The sequence below is a fragment of the Rhodococcus sp. NPDC054953 genome, from assembly GCF_053609225.1.
Genome location: NZ_JBSGXD010000010.1, coordinates 96,147 through 113,949, shown reverse-complemented (window position 1 = coordinate 113,949; position 17,803 = coordinate 96,147). Strand labels below are relative to the sequence as shown.

At 70.5% G+C, this 17,803-nt stretch carries 18 protein-coding genes; 11 read left to right on the top strand and 7 right to left on the bottom strand.

All coding sequences use genetic code 11. From position 1 onward, the window contains the following. Positions 1-48: 48 nt before the first annotated feature. The gene (locus tag ACWF62_RS09800) at positions 49-1,395 is read left to right on the top strand and encodes a M16 family metallopeptidase (protein ID WP_378508830.1); all 1,347 of its coding nucleotides are present in this window, start codon (positions 49-51) and stop codon (positions 1,393-1,395) included. Beyond that, entirely contained in the window at positions 1,392-1,754 is a 363-nt protein-coding gene (locus ACWF62_RS09795; RefSeq protein WP_378508829.1) for a VanZ family protein, read from the top strand. The genes ACWF62_RS09800 and ACWF62_RS09795 overlap by 4 nt, the downstream gene beginning before the upstream one ends. 48 nt (positions 1,755-1,802) lie before the next feature. On the opposite strand, the gene ACWF62_RS09790 is transcribed toward ACWF62_RS09795, so the two are convergent. Then, entirely contained in the window at positions 1,803-3,236 is a 1,434-nt protein-coding gene (locus tag ACWF62_RS09790; protein ID WP_378508828.1) for a flavin-containing monooxygenase, read from the bottom strand. A gap of 301 nt (positions 3,237-3,537) precedes the next feature. Between ACWF62_RS09790 and dapB the strand changes: the two genes are divergently transcribed. The 3 genes from dapB to ACWF62_RS09775 are packed head-to-tail and all read left to right on the top strand — an operon-like array spanning position 3,538 to position 5,237. Then, positions 3,538-4,281, top strand: coding sequence for a 4-hydroxy-tetrahydrodipicolinate reductase (gene dapB, locus ACWF62_RS09785; RefSeq protein WP_452629957.1), 744 nt, complete (start codon positions 3,538-3,540; stop codon positions 4,279-4,281). After that, positions 4,278-4,748, top strand: a complete 471-nt coding sequence (locus ACWF62_RS09780; RefSeq protein ID WP_378508827.1) for a hypothetical protein — start codon at positions 4,278-4,280, stop codon at positions 4,746-4,748. The genes dapB and ACWF62_RS09780 overlap by 4 nt, the downstream gene beginning before the upstream one ends. A gap of 36 nt (positions 4,749-4,784) precedes the next feature. Continuing rightward, positions 4,785-5,237, top strand: a complete 453-nt coding sequence (locus tag ACWF62_RS09775) for a flavodoxin family protein (RefSeq protein ID WP_378508862.1) — start codon at positions 4,785-4,787, stop codon at positions 5,235-5,237. Between the two features lie 8 nt (positions 5,238-5,245). On the opposite strand, the gene ACWF62_RS09770 is transcribed toward ACWF62_RS09775, so the two are convergent. After that, complete coding sequence (locus tag ACWF62_RS09770) at positions 5,246-6,691, bottom strand: DUF6924 domain-containing protein (protein WP_452629952.1); 1,446 nt, start codon at positions 6,689-6,691, stop codon at positions 5,246-5,248. Positions 6,692-6,915: 224 nt separating this feature from the next. Between ACWF62_RS09770 and ACWF62_RS09765 the strand changes: the two genes are divergently transcribed. Beyond that, the gene (locus tag ACWF62_RS09765; protein ID WP_452629950.1) at positions 6,916-7,875 is read left to right on the top strand and encodes a siderophore-interacting protein; all 960 of its coding nucleotides are present in this window, start codon (positions 6,916-6,918) and stop codon (positions 7,873-7,875) included. Between the two features lie 14 nt (positions 7,876-7,889). Here the strand turns inward: ACWF62_RS09765 and ACWF62_RS09760 are convergent, their stop codons facing one another. Then, a complete protein-coding gene (locus tag ACWF62_RS09760; protein WP_378570093.1) occupies positions 7,890-8,543 on the bottom strand; it encodes a DUF3105 domain-containing protein in 654 nt (217 codons plus the stop codon). A gap of 53 nt (positions 8,544-8,596) precedes the next feature. Here ACWF62_RS09760 and ACWF62_RS09755 point away from each other — a divergent pair, with 53 nt between their 5' ends. Continuing rightward, positions 8,597-9,808 (top strand): winged helix-turn-helix domain-containing protein, encoded by a 1,212-nt coding sequence (locus ACWF62_RS09755; protein ID WP_378508823.1) that lies wholly within the window; start codon positions 8,597-8,599, stop codon positions 9,806-9,808. Positions 9,809-9,820: 12 nt separating this feature from the next. Here the strand turns inward: ACWF62_RS09755 and ACWF62_RS09750 are convergent, their stop codons facing one another. The 3 genes from ACWF62_RS09750 to ACWF62_RS09740 all read right to left on the bottom strand — a co-directional run bounded on the left by ACWF62_RS09750 (position 9,821) and on the right by ACWF62_RS09740 (position 12,151). Next, entirely contained in the window at positions 9,821-11,095 is a 1,275-nt protein-coding gene (locus ACWF62_RS09750) for a hypothetical protein (RefSeq protein WP_452629948.1), read from the bottom strand. 10 nt (positions 11,096-11,105) lie between these two features. Then, positions 11,106-11,540 carry an SRPBCC family protein gene (locus ACWF62_RS09745; RefSeq protein WP_378508821.1) on the bottom strand — a complete coding sequence of 145 codons (435 nt, stop codon included), beginning with the start codon at positions 11,538-11,540 and terminating at the stop codon, positions 11,106-11,108. A gap of 98 nt (positions 11,541-11,638) precedes the next feature. Next, a complete protein-coding gene (locus tag ACWF62_RS09740) occupies positions 11,639-12,151 on the bottom strand; it encodes a toxin-antitoxin system HicB family antitoxin (RefSeq protein WP_378508820.1) in 513 nt (170 codons plus the stop codon). Between the two features lie 280 nt (positions 12,152-12,431). On the opposite strand from ACWF62_RS09740, the gene thyX reads away from it, so the two are divergent. From thyX to ACWF62_RS09725, 3 genes are all read left to right on the top strand, one after another. After that, entirely contained in the window at positions 12,432-13,184 is a 753-nt protein-coding gene (gene thyX, locus ACWF62_RS09735) for an FAD-dependent thymidylate synthase (protein ID WP_378508861.1), read from the top strand. A gap of 68 nt (positions 13,185-13,252) precedes the next feature. Then, positions 13,253-14,158 carry a 4-hydroxy-tetrahydrodipicolinate synthase gene (gene dapA, locus ACWF62_RS09730; protein WP_378508819.1) on the top strand — a complete coding sequence of 302 codons (906 nt, stop codon included), beginning with the start codon at positions 13,253-13,255 and terminating at the stop codon, positions 14,156-14,158. After that, entirely contained in the window at positions 14,155-16,230 is a 2,076-nt protein-coding gene (locus tag ACWF62_RS09725; protein WP_452629947.1) for a ribonuclease J, read from the top strand. The genes dapA and ACWF62_RS09725 overlap by 4 nt, the downstream gene beginning before the upstream one ends. A 52-nt stretch (positions 16,231-16,282) precedes the next feature. Here ACWF62_RS09725 and ACWF62_RS09720 read toward each other — a convergent pair whose 3' ends face one another. After that, complete coding sequence (locus ACWF62_RS09720) at positions 16,283-17,062, bottom strand: sulfite exporter TauE/SafE family protein (RefSeq protein ID WP_378508817.1); 780 nt, start codon at positions 17,060-17,062, stop codon at positions 16,283-16,285. Between the two features lie 61 nt (positions 17,063-17,123). Here ACWF62_RS09720 and ACWF62_RS09715 point away from each other — a divergent pair, with 61 nt between their 5' ends. Next, complete coding sequence (locus ACWF62_RS09715; protein ID WP_452629946.1) at positions 17,124-17,750, top strand: TIGR03085 family metal-binding protein; 627 nt, start codon at positions 17,124-17,126, stop codon at positions 17,748-17,750. Positions 17,751-17,803 lie beyond the last annotated feature (53 nt).

Below are 17,803 nucleotides of genomic sequence, written 5' to 3'. Positions count from 1 at the left end.
GTGGTACTCGACGTCCGGACATCTCGACGAGGACCGCTGAACCACTACATGGCCACCACAGCACGCCGACGCACCGCCACCACGCCGACTCCGCGGAAGCGGACCAGAACACCGAAATCGACCGTCCGCCGCACGGTACTGCCGGGCGGCCTGCGGGTGGTGACCGAACACATGCCGGGGGTGCGGTCGGCATCGGTCGGCATCTGGGTCGGCGTCGGTTCCCGGGACGAGCAGGGGTCGGTCGCCGGTGCCGCGCACTTCCTCGAGCACCTGCTGTTCAAGGCGACCCCGACCCGAAGCGCCCTCGACATCGCGCAGGTCATCGACGGAATCGGCGGTGAGCTGAACGCGTTCACCTCCCGCGAGCACACCTGCTTCTATGCGCACGTCCTCGACGAGGATCTGCCGCTGGCCATCGACATCGTCAGCGACGTCGTGCTGCGCGGCCGGTGCCGCAGCGCCGACGTCGACGTCGAGCGTCAGGTGGTGCTCGAGGAGATCGCGATGCGCGACGACGACCCCGAGGATCTGCTCGGCGACGAGTTCCTCACCGCGCTGTTCGGCGACCACCCGGTCGGCAGGCCGGTGATCGGGTCCACCGAGTCGATCGAGGCGATGACCCGGACCCAGCTGCACTCCTTCCACGTCCGCCGGTACACCCCGCAGCGGATGGTGGTCGCGGTCGCGGGCAATGTCGACCACGACGACACCGTCGAGTTGGTGCGCCGCGCGTTCGACGGTCACCTGGTCGACGGTGCCGAACCGGCGCCCCGCAGGGAGGGCAGGCTGCGGGCCCGCACCGCGCCCGCACTGAGCGTGCTGGAACGGGACAGCGAGCAGGCGCACCTGTGCGTCGGTGTCCGCGGACTCGGCAGGCACGAGGGCCACCGGTGGGCGCTGTCGGTGCTGAACACGGCGGTCGGGGGTGGGCTCTCGTCGCGGCTGTTTCAGGAGATCCGGGAGGAACGCGGGCTGGCGTACTCGGTGTACTCGAGCGTCGACACGTTCGCCGACACCGGCGCGTTCTCGGTGTACGCGGGCTGCCAGCCGGAGAACCTGGCCGACGTCACCACCCTGATCCGGGAGGTCCTCGCCCAGGTCGCCTCGAACGGCATCACCGACGCCGAGTGCGCCCGCGCCAAGGGGGCAATTCGCGGGGGAATGGTTCTGGGACTGGAGGATTCGGGTTCTCGCATGCATCGGATCGGCCGTCAGGAGCTGAACTACGGCAGTCATCGCAGCATCACCGAGACGCTGCAGCGCATCGACGCCGTCACCACCGACGAGGTGCGGGAGGTCGCGGGGATGCTGCTGACCCGGCCGTTCGCGGCGTCGGTCGTCGGGCCGTACCGGCGGGCCCGGGATCTGCCTGCCGTGGTGCGGGGCATCGTGTGAGGATCGAGACGCTGATCCCGCGGCGGGCGATCCCGTTCTACGCGGTCCTCGCGATCACCGTGGTGATGCTGTTCTCGCCCGGCGGGGCGGTGCCGAGCGGGCCACCGAACAGTGACAAGGTCACGCACCTGCTGATGTTCCTCGCGCTGGCCGTCGCGGCCAGGTACGCGGGCTGGCGGGCGGGCTGGGTGCTGCTCGGCGGGGTGCTGTACGCGGCGGCGTCCGAGGTGCTGCAGGCGGTGCTGCCGATCCAGCGCAGCGGTTCGGTGTTCGACTGGCTCGCCGACGTGGTCGGCGTCCTTCTCGGACTCGGCGTGGTGTTCGCGTGGCGCTCGTCCCGGACGGGCCGGGCTCGGTAGCGGTCGCGACCTCGGAACCCGCGGCGTCACCCGCGGGTCCCGAGACGGTCAGGCGGAGACCGTGGCCCGGCCGGGCTGCGGGATCACGTCCGCGACGGCCACCCGCGGGTGCCCGGCCGTGAAATCGTTCTTGAGGAACGACTCCGCGGAATCGTCCATGATGTTCAGCCACCGGTCGGGCAGCGGCGGCGCGACGGTGCCGGTGAGCGTCGATGCATAACTGCAGTTCCGGTACCCCATGATGTCGTTCTTCTTGTCCTTCTTCCACTGCTTGAAAAGCGCGCCCTGCTTTTCCACATGGAATTCCGGGTAATCGGTCCGGTCCACGAGGTCGCGAATGTAGGCCGCCTGGAAATCGATCTCCTCGGTCGCGCCGACGAGTGATTCCTCCCGGGCCCGCCATTCATCGATGTCCCGTTCGCGGGATTCGCGGTCCGGCAGTGCAATTTTGCCGAGAATGACGTCCCGCACATACCAGGCCTGCGCATCGAACATGTTGAAGGTGAAGTACTGGTCCTGCATTCCGAGGAAGTACAGCCGGGGATTCTCCTGCGACACGACGCCCTTGTAGATGCCGCGGGGGTAGAGGCGGTTATTCGTCCGCAGCGTCAACTCGTCCGGCAGGAACGGGAAATGATGCTGATATCCGGTGCACAGGACGATCGCGTCGACCTCCCGGACGCTGCCGTCGCGGAAGGACACGGTGTTGCCGTCGATCCGGGTCACCATCGGGACCTCGGAGAAGCCGGCAGGCCAGTCGTGGCCCATCGGGGCGGTGCGGTGGCTGAACGTGATCTCCGCCGCGCCGTACTTGTGGCACTGCGTCCCGATGTCCTCGGCCGAGTAGCTGCTGCCGATCAGCAGCAGTCGCTTTCCGGTGAACTCGCGGGCGTCGCGGAAGTCGTGAGCGTGCATGACCCGGCCCGGAAAGTTCTCCAACCCCTCGAAATGGGGAACGTTCGGGGTCGAGAAATGCCCGGTCGCGACGACGACGTGGTCGAACATCTCGGTGTCCAGCGTGCCGGAGTTGTGGTCGGCGACGGTTACCGCGAACCGGCCGGTGTCGCTGCCGTCGGTCGGTTCGACCCACTCCACCCGCCGGACGGCGGTGTCGAACCGGATGTACTTGCGGGCGTCGCTCTGCTCGACCCGGCCCATGATGTAGTCGCGCAGCACGGCGCGCGGCGGGTACGACGGGATGGGCCTGCCGAAGTGTTCCTCGAACGAGTAGTCGGCGAACTCGAGGCATTCCTTCGGGCCATTCGACCAGAGGAATCGGTACATGCTCCCGTGTACCGGTTCACCGTGTTCGTCGAGCCCGGTGCGCCACGTGTAATTCCACATGCCGCCCAGATCGCTCTGCTTTTCGAAACAAACCAACTCGGGTGTCGAGCCGGGATCCGATTTGAACGCGGATTCGAATGCTCGCAGTTGTGCGAGCCCACTCGGTCCGGCTCCCAAAATCGCAATCCTTGGCGTCAAGACTGTCCCCTATTCTCGTGGATCTCCTCTCTTGCTTAGCATGACGAATGACGAAATCGCCAGTTCGGCGACGCACTCGGGGGCGGTGACGGCGCCGCCCGCGACGTCCTCACCTGCGAGTATGTCGATCCTGTTACGAGATGCCGGGTCGGCGGGTCCCGGCCGCGCCCGACGCCGCCGGCCCGGGGTCGAGCGGGCGTGTCCGCCGGGCGCCGTTCGGGGGTGCGTAGGCTCATGACCGGGCGACCCGGCGGCGTGGACGCCGCAGACAACGATCGGATGAAGTGGAGATCAGGTGACCGTGATTCGCGTCGGAGTGCTCGGTGCCAGGGGCAAGGTGGGGAAGGCGATCTGCGAGGCCGTCGAGGCGGCCGCGGACCTCGACCTCGTCGCGCAGGTCGACGCGGGCGACCCGATCGAGACCTTCGTCGACACCCGCACCCAGGTCGTCGTCGACTTCACCCACCCCGATGTGGTGATGGGGAACCTCGAGTTCCTCGTCGCCAACGGCATCCACGCCGTCGTCGGTACCACCGGATTCGACGACGACCGGCTCGCACAGGTCCAGCAGTGGCTCGCCGAGCGGCCCGAGGTCGGCGTGCTGATCGCCCCGAACTTCGCGATCGGCGCCGTGCTGTCGATGCGGTTCGCGCAGCAGGCGGCGCGGTTCTTCGACTCCGTCGAGGTGATCGAACTGCACCACCCGAACAAGGCCGACGCCCCGTCCGGCACCGCCTACCGGACCGCGGCGCTGATCGCGGAGGCCCGCGCCTCCGCCGGTCGGGGACCGAGCCCCGACGCGACCAGCACCGAACTCGAGGGCGCCCGCGGCGCCGACGTCGACGGGGTGCGGGTGCACTCGGTGCGGCTCGCCGGACTCGTCGCGCATCAGGAGGTGCTGCTCGGCACGCAGGGCGAGACCCTGACCATTCGGCACGACTCGATCGACCGCAACTCGTTCGCGCCCGGCGTCCTGCTCGGTGTTCGGGAGATCGCCGGGCGGCCCGGTCTCACCGTCGGCATCGACCCGCTGCTGGACCTGTGAAGGGGTCCTCGACGAAGGTCGTCGCGACGATCGCGGGCATCGTCGTCGCGCTCGCGTTCTACTTCGTCCTGCTCGGGCAGCGCGGGATCGCGTTGATTCAGGACGGCGGCGCCGTCCCCGTCGTGCTCGGCATCGCGGTCCTGGTGCTGCCGTTCCTCGGCATCTGGATGGTGTACTCCACCATCCGATCCGGATTCCAGCATCAGCACCTGGTGTCCCGGGCCAGGGAGGAGGGTCGCGACCTCGACGTGTCGGACCTGCCGACGATGCCGTCCGGCCGCGTCCAGCGCGACGCCGCCGACGCCCTGTTCGCGCAGGTGCAGCGCGAGTGGGAGGCCGAGCCCGACAGCTGGCTCGCCACCTACCGCCTCGCCCGCGCATACGACTATGCGGGTGATCGGTCGCGGGCCAGGGAGACGATGCGGCGCGCGGTCGCACTCGAGGCGGCCGAGCGTGGGACGCCGTAACCTGCACCCGTGACCGCAGATACCGCGTCGTCCCGGGTGTCCACCCTGCTGGTGGTGCACCACACGCCCTCCCCGCATTGCCAGGAGATGTTCGAGGCCGTCGTCGCCGGCGCAACCGACCCCGAGATCGAGGGTGTCGAGGTGGTCCGGCGGGCAGCGCTCGCGGTGACGCCGTTGGACATGCTGGAGGCGGACGGGTACCTGCTCGGGTCCCCGGCGAACCTCGGGTACATCAGTGGTGCTCTCAAGCACGCCTTCGATGTTTGCTACTACCCGATCCTCGACTCCACTCGGGGTCGGCCGTTCGGCCTCTACCTCCACGGGAACGAGGGCACCGAGGGCGCGGAGCGAGCCGTCGACTCCATCACCGCCGGGCTCGGCTGGGTGCGGGCGGCGGGAAATGTCATCGTGTCCGGCAAGCCGAGCAAGGCCGAGGTGGAGGCGTGCTGGGAGTTGGGGGCAACGGTCGCCGCGCAGCTCATGAACTAGCCCGGCTCTTAGGCGAATCCGCGGTAGATTCCGTCGGGTCCGGCCGCGGAGGTGAAGTCCTCGAAGTCCATGTTGGCGAGGGAGAGATTGTTCTCGATGGACCACATCTGGGACGGAATCACCCGAACCGTTCCGCCCCGCGACCGGTCGCTTTCGGTGGGGCTGGTATCGACAGCGAGGATCGGGTGCTCGGGATCGGTGATGGTAGTGGTGTCGGCAAGGAACGCGTAGTACACCGGCTGATCTCCGATGTCGTCGAGTAGTTGGTTGATCGTCATGCCGTCGTACTCCCGGTTGTCGATGCACGTCAGCACGGCAACGAAGTCGGATTCGTCGCCGACGCCGGGTGCCATCGCCGACGCGGCCACGCTCCGCCAGGCGTCGTCGTCGGTGAAGTCGGTCCGGATCAGTAGCGACACCCCGTGGCGGCCCCCGAGATAGTCGTCGAGTCGACGACCCGTACCCAGCGATTCGGATGCCTCGGTCTCGGTCTTCGCCGCGGCATCGCGGTTGAGGGCGTCACGGATCTGTTCAGGTGTGGCGGCCGGCAGGGCGGCGGGCTCGATGGATTCGATGATCCGCGTGCAGTCGTCCGGGTCGATCGGGGTGTGGCTGCGGATCTCGTAGGTCCAGGGCCCGACCGACAGCGCATGCCTCACCGGGACGTGCTGGGTGGACCATCCGGGGTCGGGTTCGCCGACGTCGGTGATCCACTGGCGCAGCGTGAAGAAGCCGTGCTCGGCGGTGACCTGGAGTTCGAGGGCACCCGTTCGGGGATCGCCATCGAGCGGTTCGGCGGTGATGGTTCGCGGCACCCAGGTGACGCGTGGCCTGGGCAGCTGCTTCAGTGCCGCCATCTTCTCTTCGTATTCGCGTTGGGCCGGGGTGACGAAGCCGTCCTGCTTCTCGCGGGCAGGGCCGGTCCACTCGAACAGAGCCGGGTCGACGTCCTCATCGAGCGTGGGGTTGGCCAGTTCCATCACCTGACTTCCCACTGTCCTCGACAAGACAAGGCCGAGTTCGGCGTCGATCACGTACGCGACCTCGCCGCCGGATGCGGCATTGATGAACCGAACCCGCCAGCCCGAACGACCACGACACTCGACCGGTTCCGGGGTGCTCGGTGCAGTCAGGTGCGGCTCGGTGCCCCGCTCCTCCAGCGGCCACATCAGGTACGAGGTGAGGAGGGTCTGCGGAGCATCTCCGATGGTCATGACCCACCGATTCGGGGACTTGACCGAGTGCACCATCATGCCGTCATCGGACCTGCGGTATTCGTCGGTGTCGTTCTCGATGTACGTCACCTCGCCGGCGGCGTTCTCGACGCGCCACGATGTCGGTGGTGCGAACCACACGCGTCCGGTATAGCTTCCGTCCGAATACATTTCGGCTCCGACGGGTCGACCCATCGTGCTGAAGTTCAATCCGCGCACCCGCGGCCAGGTCATCGACATCTGCCCAACCTAGGTCACCGCAACGACAGGGACATCGGACACGGATGCAACACCTCGACGAGGGCGGGGGTACCTGCCGATGTGGAGGCGCGATTGTGGGTATCGCGGTGACGCTCGTCGCCTGACTGTCTGGCGCACCCACGGCCGTGTGTAGCCTTGCCTAAGTTCATTGCCCGCATCGGTCGACACCGCCGGTGTGCCGCCACCCGCGCCGAGGAGCCCCGATGCCCGACCCGACTCCGGACCCCGTGCGACCCGGCTACCGCCCCTACCGCGCCACGGTCACCGAGGTGCGGCGGCTGAGCCCGCACTTCGTCCGGGTCGGATTCACCGGTCCCGACTTCGTTCACTTCGCCGACCACGCACGCGATCAGCGGGTGAAGGTGGTGTTCCCGACCGCCGACCGCTGCTACGCGGACCTGGGTGTCGACGACGAGGAGGCGTTGCTCCGGGGCGACTGGTACGCCCGCTGGCGGGACCTGCCCGACGAGCACCGCAGCCCGTTCCGCACCTACACCGTTCGCGCCGTCGACCCGGCGCGCCGCCGCGTCGACATCGACTTCGTCGCACACACCGAGGCGGGCCGTCCGGTCGGCCCCGGCTCCACCTGGCTGCACCGCGCCAGCCCCGGCGACGACCTCATCATCGTCGGCCCCGACGCCCGCAGCGCGGACTCGGCAGGCGGGATGGACTGGAAGCCGGGCACCGCGACCGAACTCCTGCTCGCCGGTGACGAGACCGCGGCACCCGCCATCGCGGGCATCCTCGAGCGGCTGCCCGCGGGATGCCGGGCCACCGCGCTCGTCGAGGTGCCGGAGCCGGCCGACATGCTCCCGATCGCCAGCGCCGCCGACGTTGACCTCCGGTACCTGCCGCGCGGCGGGGCCGCCGTCGGCTCGCTCCTCGTGCCCGCCCTGCACGACTGGCACGGCACCCACCGCAAGCTCGTCGACGCCGCGCGGGCGGCCGGGAGTCAGCACCTCGACGACATCGACGTCGACGACCAGATCCTCTGGGACTCGCCCGAACCCGAGCCGACCGGCGACTTCTACGCGTGGCTCGCCGGGGAGGCCGCGGTGATCAAGCAGCTCCGCAGGCTCCTCGTGACGGACTGGGGCGTCGACCGCAGGCGGGTCGCATTCATGGGGTACTGGCGGAAGGGGCTCGCGGAGCGCACCGGCTGACCGCGGCCAGACCGTCAGCGGACCGGGACGGTGTCCGGGTCGTCGGGGTCGACCGGTGACGGATCGAACGGCGGCGGGTCGTCGGGGTCGAAGCGGCCCGGCAGGGTGGAGCAGGTGGCGCCCGGCTCGGGGAAGGTGGCCGGGTTCAGCCGCAGCGCGGTGACGAACCGGTCGATGCGCGGGTCGTCGACGCTGTCCACCGGCAGCTGATGCCCCCACGACTGCAGTGAAATCGGCACCGGCAGGCCCGGATACGGCGACATCAGCAGATAGCTGCGCCCCTCCACCCGCTCCGCGAGCCGATCCAGGTCGGCGCCGCGCACCCGGTCGGGGTCGTACGCGATCCACACCGCGCCGTGCTCGAGCGAATGCACGATGCTCTCGGTGCGCACCGCGGTCGGGTACACGAGACCGTTGCATGCCGCCCACACCGCGTCGTGCGGTCCGCCGACCGGCGGTACCAGGTCGTAGTCGACCCGCTGCGTCGGACGGACATGCAGACCGGCGGGGGGTTCGACGATCACGATGCCCTCGATGCGCACCGACGGATCCGGGTTGTCGAAGGACGGCACGAACCGGTCGGGGGTCGCGGTGCCCTCGACCGTCGACCCGCATCCCGCCGCGGACAGGGCAACGGCGGCGGCGATGATCGGGATCGCGATGCGCACGACCGGATCGTAGCCGCCCCGGTGATGTCGGTGGCCCGTGACAGGGTGAGCGCATGCTGACGATGAGTGCGTCCGCGGCGCGGCGGGCCGCGCTGGCCGCGCAGGGGTTTACCGACCGCAGGCCCGCCGCGACCCCGACACGGCGGCACGTGCTCGCCGCGGTGCGCCGGACGGGGCTGCTGCAGCTGGACTCCGTCTCGGTGGCGGTCCGGGCCCACTACATGCCGGTGTTCAGCCGGATCGGTGGTTACGACCGTGCACTCCTCGACGCCGCGGCGTGGCGCGACACCGCAGCGAAACCCCGTGCGCTGGTGGAGTACTGGGCGCACGAGGCGGCCCTGATCCCGGTCGACGACTGGCCGCTGCTGCGCTGGCGGATGCGGCGGTACGCCGACGGCCGATGGGAGGGGGAGCGGCGGGTCCTCGAACGAAACCCCACCCTCGGCAGGGACATCCTCGACGCCATCACCGAGGTCGGCGCCGCCACCGCAGGCGACGTCGAACGGCACCTCAGCATCTCCTCCGAGCGGGGCGGGCCGTGGTGGGGGCGCAGCGACACCAAGGTGATCTGCGAACAACTGTTCGCCTCGGGACAGCTGTCGGTGGACCGCCGGGTCGCGTTCGCCCGGCACTACGACCTGGCCGACCGGGTGCTCCCCACCCACGTGGTCGCCGTCGACGTCGACGAATCGGACGCGATCCGGGAACTGGTCCGCCGCGCTGCCCGGTCGCTCGGCGTCGCGACCGCGGCAGACCTGCGCGACTACCACCGACTGTCGGCGGCCCAGGGGCGTGCCGCGATCGCCGACCTCGTCGACGAGGGCACCCTGATCCCGGTGGCGGTCCGCGGCTGGGACGAGGCGGCGTACCGGCACGTCGATGCCCGCACCCCGCGCCGCGCGACCGGAACCGCGCTGCTCAGCCCGTTCGACCCGCTCGTCTTCTTCCGGCCCCGCACCGAACGGATCTTCGGGTTCCGGTACCGGATCGAGATCTACACGCCCGCCGCCCAACGGGTACACGGCTACTACGTGTTCCCGTTCCTCCGCGACGGGGAACTGGTGGCGCGGGTGGACCTCAAGGCCGACCGCGCGGCCGACGCGCTGCGGGTCCCGGGCGCGTTCGTCGAGGACGGCCACCACCCCGGCGAGGTCGCCGAGGCGCTCGCGATCGAACTGCGGTCGATGGCGACGTGGCTCGGGCTCTCCGACGTCGCGGTGGGGGACCGGGGCGATCTGGCGGCGACCCTCGCGGCCCGGCTGTGACCGGCGGCGGTTCTACGGCAGGTCCAGGCCCGGCGCGGTGACCAGGGCGATCACCTGGTCGACCGTCGGCACGGCACCGAGACCGCCGAGGTCCACGGTCACCGCGGTGCCCGACGGGCGGGTCGCCGTCACGTGCGTGGTGCCGTACTCGCGGTGCGTGCGCACCCGGGTGCCGTCCGGACGCGGCTCGCCCGCCGCGCGCGACTCCGACGGTGCCGGTGCGATCACGACCCGCAGTCGGGACTCGCCGCCGGAACCCGACAGCGTGACCTCCGTGCACACGGACGTCCGGCCGGCGCCGGTCAGTTCGAGGGACCCGAGCGGCCGGTCGGGGGTCGCGGGCAGCGGACCGAGCGCAACCAAGGCCGCGTCGAGCGCACCGTTCAGCCGTTCCACGTCGGCGCGATCGAGCGGTGCACCGGACCCGTCCGGTGCCGCGCCGCAGCCCATGCGTGCCGCGGGAGTGCCGACGGGAACTGTTGTGGTGGTGCGCAATCCGGGTGCGGCCGCGACCCTCGCCAGCTCGTCCACCGTCAGGGGCAGGGCGCCGCTGTGGGTGTCGCCGTCCGTGTCATCCACCGACACGTCGACGCGGGATCCATCCGGTGTGTACGCGGTCGCGCCCGCGGTGCGGGTGCGCACCCCGCCGCGCTCGAACCAGCTGTCGAGGACGTCGACGACGGTGCCGTCGGCGAGGGTGCGCCGCTCGTCCAGTGCCCCCGCGACGCAGTCCGGCGGCGTTCCGCTGCCGGCGCGGACGGCGGTGCGTAGCGTTCCCGACCCCTCGCCCCGGACCAGGAAGCCGCGCGACTCGCTGACGCCGGACACGTCCTCGGGTGCGACGTCCTCCGGAAGCTGGTCGGGGTTCATGCGAAAGATCGGCTGGAACAACAGCATCCGGCGCGGAGCGTCGAATCGCACGTCGGCGTCGGTCGGGAGCGCGGCGCGCAGCGCGTCGGTCATCGCGGTCGCCTTCGGCGCCGTCAACCAGGCGAAGTCCGGGTCGCCGTAACCGTACGACGCGCCGTACATCGTCCAGCCGGAGCCGGTGACCGGCGGCGGTGGCGGCAGCACCTCGGCGCAGCCCGGAATGTCGACCGGATACGCGACGGGTTCGGTGACATAGGTCGGGGCGGCCGGACCGGTGTCCGGGTGGTCGCGGGGCAGCGCCGATGCGGCCCCGAACCCGAGCGCGACGATCCCGGCCACGACGGCGGTGTCCCGCCACGACCACCGGGCCCGACTGGTGTCGGGCCCGGGGCTCTGCCGCGGTTCGGTCACCCTCACCCGCCCGGCGTCAGCCCTCGACGAACTTCGTCAGGCCCTTCGACGCGGTGTCGAGGGCCATCTTCTGCGCCTTCTTCACCAGGAAGCCGGGCACCGGGATCTTCGGGTCCACGGTCAACGCGAAGTCGACGTGGGTGGTGCCGTCGCCGTTGTCGGTGAGGACGTAGCTGCCGTCCTGCTGCTTCTGCTGGCTGCCCTCCACGAGCGTCCAGGACAGCTTCTCGTCGCCCTCGTAGGAGTAGTCGACGACCTGCTCGTCGGTGATGCCGATGACCGAGACCGTCATCCGCACCCGGTGCGGACGCCCGTCCGGGTAGGTGGTCTCGACCGCGACCGATTTGTGCGCCGACGACCACTCGCCGAGCCGCTCGACCGCGACCAGTGCCGCCATTACCGTCGCCGGATCGGCCTTGACGTCGAACTGCTTGGACCCGGATACCGCCATGTGGGACCCACCCCTTCTGATTGCCGCGAACGTGACGCGTCAGTCAATCACCACCGGTGGTGACGACCGCCGACGACCGAACCTTACCCGTGAGTCAGTTACAGGCCGAACCGCGTGTTCTCCCGGCTGCGCCGCATCTGATCGCTCAGTGCACCCTGCACGGCCTGCGCGACCCACGAGTTCAGTGACACGCCGTTCTGTGCCGCTGCCTCCTCCGCGCGCGCCTTGACCTGCTCGACCAGGCGCAGCGTCACCCGGGAGATGTCCCCGCTCAGGTCGTCGAAGTCCGAGGTCGGCGGCCGGGTCCCGGTCGTGCCGTCCCCGCCGGGCGGTGTCGACGCGGCGGGCTGCTCGGGATCGGTGGCGCGGTCGGTGCCGGTGATCTCGACGGTCGCGTCGTTCCCGGTCAGCCGGACGTGCACGGCGCGGTCGCCGAGTTCGGCGGACACCTCCGCGGCCAGATCGGACAGTGCGCTGATCACCATCAGGCGGGCCGAATTCTCTGCGGCGTCGGCAAGGGCCTCCGCGATGCGGCGGGTGTTGTCGTCGCCGAGGGCGGCCGCCGCCGTCAGGTCGCGGCGCAGGGATTGGGTGTAGGTCGACAGGTCCATGACGTCAGTGTGGCGTCACACATGACATCAGTCAAGGGCATGTTGACGCCAGTTTGGCGTCATCGCTGGGTGGGGTCCGGTGCGCGGACGTCGGGTGCCCGCGCCCGCCCGTCCTTCCGGGTGCAGGTGGGCGGCGAGCGAACGGCACATTCGGTCGATCTCATCGACTGAACGCTTCCGTTCACTCGGAGTGGTGGGGGCGGTGGGGGTGGATAGGGTGCGGGCAGGAGCCGATTCGCGGCGACGGAGGGAAGGCGGTGGTCCGGTGGCGCATGATTCCGTGCGGCGAGCGGTGTCCCTGAACGTGCAGCTGATCGCGAGGACCGAGTTCCTCGCGCCCGCGGATGTCCCGTGGGACACGGACGCCGACGGGGGTCAGGCGCTCGTCGAGTTCGCCGGGCGGGCCTGCTACCAGAGTTGGAGCAAGCCGAACCCGCGCACCGCGACCAACGCCGGGTATCTGCGGCATCTGCTCGAGGTCGGGCACGACTCGGTGCTCGAGCACGGCAGCGTCAGCTTCTACGTCACCGGCATCTCGCGCTCGTGCACCCACGAGCTGATCCGGCATCGGCACCTGTCGTTCTCGCAGCTGTCGCAGCGGTCGGTGTCCGAGCGCGACGCCAACGTCGTCGTGCCGCCCGCCATCGCGGGCGACCCCGCACTGGAGGCGCTGTTCGAGTCCGCGACCGAGGCCAGTCGCGCGGCCTACGGCGACCTCCTCGACGCGCTCGATGTCGCACTCGCCAGCGTGCCCAACGGATCGTTGCGGGCCAGGCAGGCCAGGCAGGCCGCCCGGTCGGTGCTGCCCAACGCGACGGAGACGCGCCTGGTGGTGACCGGCAACTATCGGGCGTGGCGGCACTTCATCGCGATGCGCGCCACCGAGCACGCGGACGTCGAGATCCGGGAGGTCGCGGTCGAGTGCCTGCGGCAGCTGATCGTTGCCGCGCCAAACGTGTTCGGCGACTTTGAGATTGCGACGCTCGCCGACGGCTCCGAGGTGGCGGTCAGCGAGTTCGACGCCGGCGCCTGACCGGGCGTCGCGGGCCGGGTGTGATCGGTGTGCGAAGTGGGCGGCGCCACCGGGTAACCTTGACAACCATGACCAATGCTGAATCCGCACCAGTCGAGCGTCCGTTCGGCACCATCCTGACCGCGATGGTGACCCCGTTCACTGCCGACGGAAAGCTGGACGTGGATGCGGGTGTGCGGCTGGCCACCCATCTCGTCGACGGAGGCTGTGACGGCCTGGTGCTTGCCGGCACCACCGGGGAGTCTCCGACCACCACCGAAACCGAGAAGCTCGAACTGATGCGCGCGGTGATCGACGCCGTCGGCGACCGCGCCAAGATCGTCGCTGGCGCGGGCAGCAACGACACCGCGCACAGCGTCGAACTGGCCAGGGATGCCGCCCGCGCGGGTGCGCACGGCCTGCTGGTCGTCACCCCGTACTACTCGAAGCCGCCGCAGGCCGGCCTGCTCGCGCACTTCACCGCGGTCGCCGACGCCACCGACCTGCCGGTGATGCTGTACGACATTCCGCCGCGTTCGGTCGTTCCGATTGCTACCGAGACCATCTACCGGCTCGCCGAGCACCCCCGGATCAAGGCGGTCAAGGACGCCAAGGGTGATCTGGTCGCCGGCGCCGAGCTGATCGCTAACACCGACCTGGAGTTCTACTCCGGTGACGACCCGCTGAACCTGCCCTGGCTGTCCGTCGGCGCCGTCGGATTCGTCAGCGTCATCGGGCATCTCGTGCCCGGCAGGCTGGGTGAGCTGCTCGACGCCTACCGGTCCGGTGACGTCGCCCGGGCCACGCAGATCAATGCCAGCATGCTCCCGCTGATCCGGTCGTTCGGCCGCCTCGGTGGTGTCACCGGGTCGAAGGCTGGACTGCGACTGCAGGGCATCGAGGTCGGTGATCCGCGGTTGCCCCAGGTACCGCCGACACCAACGCAAGTCGAGGAACTGGCAGCGGATCTGCGCGCGGCGGGAGCACTGTCGTGACCCGCCCGGAGCGCCGCCGCAGCGCGCGCCGCCAGGCCGGACCGCCGAGCATCGCGCAGGCGGCTCCCGAGACGCCGATCGTGACCCACGTGCCCGATACTGCGCCCGCGACGAAGGCCGCCCCCGCGAAGGCCGCCCCCGCGAAGGCCGCCCCCGCGAAGGCCGCCCCGGCGCAGGCGGCCCCGGCAACGGCCGCCCCCGCGACGGCCGCCCCCGCGAAGGCGGCCCCGGCCAAGGCGGCGAAGTCCCGGAAGGCGGCGGCCGAGCGGGCAGCCGAACCGGCGCAGGAGAAGCAGGCCAAGGACAAGGCGCCGCGGCGCCGTCGCGGCCAGGGCGGAAACAAGGCGCCGAGGCAGTCGAAGGGTCGCCCCGACGGACTCGCCGCTGTCGACCCGACCGAGCGGCTCGGTCTTCCGCCGAAGGCACCGCACAACGGCCTGCGGGTCGTCGCGCTCGGCGGCATCGGCGAGATCGGCCGCAACATGACCGTCTTCGAGCACAAGGGCAAGCTGCTCATCGTCGACTGCGGCGTGCTCTTCCCCGAGGACCAGCAGCCCGGCGTCGACCTGATCCTGCCGGACTTCGCGCACATCGAGGACCGGATGGACGACGTCGAGGCGATCGTCCTCACGCACGGCCACGAGGACCACATCGGCGCGGTGCCGTTCCTGCTCCGGATGCGCCCGGATGTGCCGGTGATCGGGGCGAAGTTCACCCTGGCGCTGGTCGCGGCCAAGTGCCGCGAGCATCGGCAGCGGCCGAACCTCGTCGAGGTCGTCGAGGGTCAGATGACCACCCACGGCCCGTTCGAGTGCGAGTACTTCGCGGTCAACCACTCGATCCCGGACGCGATCGCGGTCGCGATCAAGACCTCCGCGGGTGTCGCGCTGCACACCGGTGACATCAAGCTCGACCAGCTGCCGCTCGACGGCAGGCTCACCGACCTCGCCGGGTTCTCGCGGCTCGGCGACGAGGGTGTCGACCTGTTCCTCGTCGACTCCACCAACGCCGAGGTCCCCGGCTTTGTCACCCCCGAACGCGAGATCGGCGGGGTCCTCGACGGCGTCATCGGCAAGGCGAAGCAGCGGGTGATCGTCGCATCCTTCGCCAGCCACGTGCACCGGATCCAGCAGGTCGTCGACGTCGCGGTCCGCTACAAGCGCAAGATCGCGTTCGTCGGTCGCTCGATGGTCCGGAACATGCAGATCGCGCAGGATCTCGGCTACCTGACCGTGCCGGACGGGGTGGTCGTCGACATCGACACCGCCGCGAACCTGCCCGACGACCGGCTCGTGCTGATCTCCACCGGCTCGCAGGGTGAGCCGCTGTCCGCGCTGTCGCGGATGGCCCGCGGCGAGCATCGCCAGATCAACATCCGCGCCAACGACCTGGTCGTGCTGGCGTCGTCGCTGATCCCCGGCAACGAGAACTCGGTGTTCGCGGTGGTCAACGGCCTCGCCAAGCGGGGCGCGACCGTCGTCACCCAGCAGAGCGCGAAGGTGCACGTCTCCGGGCACGCGTCCGCGGGTGAGCTGCTGTACCTGTACAACGCGGTGCGGCCGACGAACGCGATGCCGGTGCACGGCGAGTGGCGGCACCTGCGCGCCAACGCGGCCCTCGCCGCCGCGACCGGTGTTCCGGAGGAGCGGATCGTGCTCGCCGAGGACGGCGTCGTCGTCGACATGGTCGACGGGCTCGCCGAGATCGTCGGCCGCGTCCCGGTCGGGATGGTCTACGTGGACGGCAACTCGGTCGGCGACGTCGGCGACTCGACCCTCTCGGACCGGCTGGTGCTCGGCGAGGGCGGGTTCATCTCGATCTCCCTCGCGGTCGACCAGCACACCGGCAAGGCCGTGAGCACCCCGCAGGTGCATGGGCGCGGCTTCTCCGACGACCCGGCCGCGCTCAAGGAGGCGGCGGTGCTCGTCGAGGCGGAACTCGCCCGGCTCGCCGGGGAGGGTGTCACCGATACCCACCGGATCGCGCAGGCCGTCCGCCGCGTCGTCGGCCGTTGGGTCGCCGACAAGTACCGGCGTCGGCCGATGATCGTGCCGACCGTCATCGGCGTCTAGCATCGTCACCTCACGCGACCCCCGGTGCCTCCGCACCGGGGGTCGCGTCACGTCAGGCCAGCAGGCGCCACAGGCCGATCAGGCCGAGCACCACGATCGCGGCGCGTAGCGCGTTCGGGGACAGCCGGCGACCATAGCGGGCGCCGATCGACCCACCGATCAGCGAACCGACGGCGATCAGCCCCGCCGCTGCCCAGTCGATCCGATCGAACGCGACCAGGGTGTACGCGGCGGCCGCGACGATGTTCACCAGCAGTGCGAGCAGGTTCTTCGCCGCGTTCATCCGCTGCATCGACTCCGGAAGCAGGGCGCCCATCACGCCGACCAGCAGGATGCCCTGCGCGGCCGTGAAGTATCCGCCGTAGACGCCGACCGCGAACGTGCCCGCGGTCAGCGCGAGCATCCGACCCGTCCCGACGTGGTCGGCGGTGCGTCCCGCTGCCTCCGCCCTTGCCCGCGCCCACGCCTGGATCCGCGGCCCGGCAATGACCAGGGTCAGCGCGCCGACCAGCAGGACGGGGACGATTGTCACGAACGCCTCGTCCGGCAGGTGCAGCAGCAGCCACGCGCCGAGGCAGGCGCCGAGCAGCGAGGCGGGGATCTGCCAACGCAGCCGATCCCATTGGCCGCGCAGTTCCCTGCGGTACCCCCACGTCCCGGACACGCCGCCCGCGACGAGACCGACCGCGTTCGACATCGTCGCTACCACCGGCGGGTAGCCGAACGCAACGAGGGTGGGAAAGGTGACCAGGGTGCCGGATCCGACGATCGCGTTGATGCCGCCCGCGCAGAACCCGGCGAGGGCGATGACGATCATCTCGGCGGCGGTCATGTCGGCACGCTATCGAGGGCGTGGACCCCGCCGACGCGCGGGGAGCGGTAGCGTGCGCGCCATGAGCCTCGCCCATGACGAACGACTCGCGTTGGTGGCGACGATGACCTCGGTCGGACCGGAGGCGCCGACGCTGTGCGCGGGCTGGACCACCCGCGACCTGGCCGCGCACCTGATCCTGCGGGAACGTCGACTCGACGCGGCGCCGGGGATCCTGGTGGCGCCCCTGGCCGGGCACACCGCGCGGGTGCAGGCGGGGATCGCCGCCCGCCCGTACCCGGAGCTGCTCAAGCTGGTGCGGACCGGCCCGCCCGCCTGGTCGCCGCTGCGTTGGTTCGACGCGCAGGCCAACCTGGGGGAGATGTTCGTGCACCACGAGGACGTCCGGCGCGCCGGTGCCGGCTGGGAGCCGCGGGACCTGGGTGCCGACTGGGACGGTCCGCTGTGGTCGCTGGCGAAGCGGATGACGCGGATGGCGTTCCGGAGGGCGCCGTGCACGGTCGTCGTCGAGGCGGGGGAGGGGCGGCGGGTGATCCCGCGCCGGGTGGCGGGGGCCGATCAGGTGACCGTGGTGGGCACGCCGCCGGAGCTGGTGTTGTACGGCTTCGGCCGCGACGCGGTCCGGGTCGCGTTGGACGGCCCGGACCGGGCGGTCGCCGCGGTCCGGGCGCTGACGCGGGGCGTCTGATCGCGCTGCTCCGGCGCTGAGGCGAGTGTTGCGGATGGTCCCGGTGGGGCTGG

Coding starts and splice junctions, on each gene's coding strand:
- ACWF62_RS09765 (WP_452629950.1), top strand. CDS start 6,916: ATGCCCGACCCGACTCCGGACCCCGTGCGACCCGGCTACCGCCCCTAC.
- ACWF62_RS09800 (WP_378508830.1), top strand. CDS start 49: ATGGCCACCACAGCACGCCGACGCACCGCCACCACGCCGACTCCGCGG.
- dapA (WP_378508819.1), top strand. CDS start 13,253: ATGACCAATGCTGAATCCGCACCAGTCGAGCGTCCGTTCGGCACCATC.
- ACWF62_RS09770 (WP_452629952.1), bottom strand. CDS start 6,691: ATGTCGATGACCTGGCCGCGGGTGCGCGGATTGAACTTCAGCACGATG.
- ACWF62_RS09715 (WP_452629946.1), top strand. CDS start 17,124: ATGAGCCTCGCCCATGACGAACGACTCGCGTTGGTGGCGACGATGACC.
- ACWF62_RS09740 (WP_378508820.1), bottom strand. CDS start 12,151: ATGGACCTGTCGACCTACACCCAATCCCTGCGCCGCGACCTGACGGCG.
- ACWF62_RS09755 (WP_378508823.1), top strand. CDS start 8,597: ATGCTGACGATGAGTGCGTCCGCGGCGCGGCGGGCCGCGCTGGCCGCG.
- ACWF62_RS09745 (WP_378508821.1), bottom strand. CDS start 11,540: ATGGCGGTATCCGGGTCCAAGCAGTTCGACGTCAAGGCCGATCCGGCG.
- ACWF62_RS09720 (WP_378508817.1), bottom strand. CDS start 17,062: ATGACCGCCGCCGAGATGATCGTCATCGCCCTCGCCGGGTTCTGCGCG.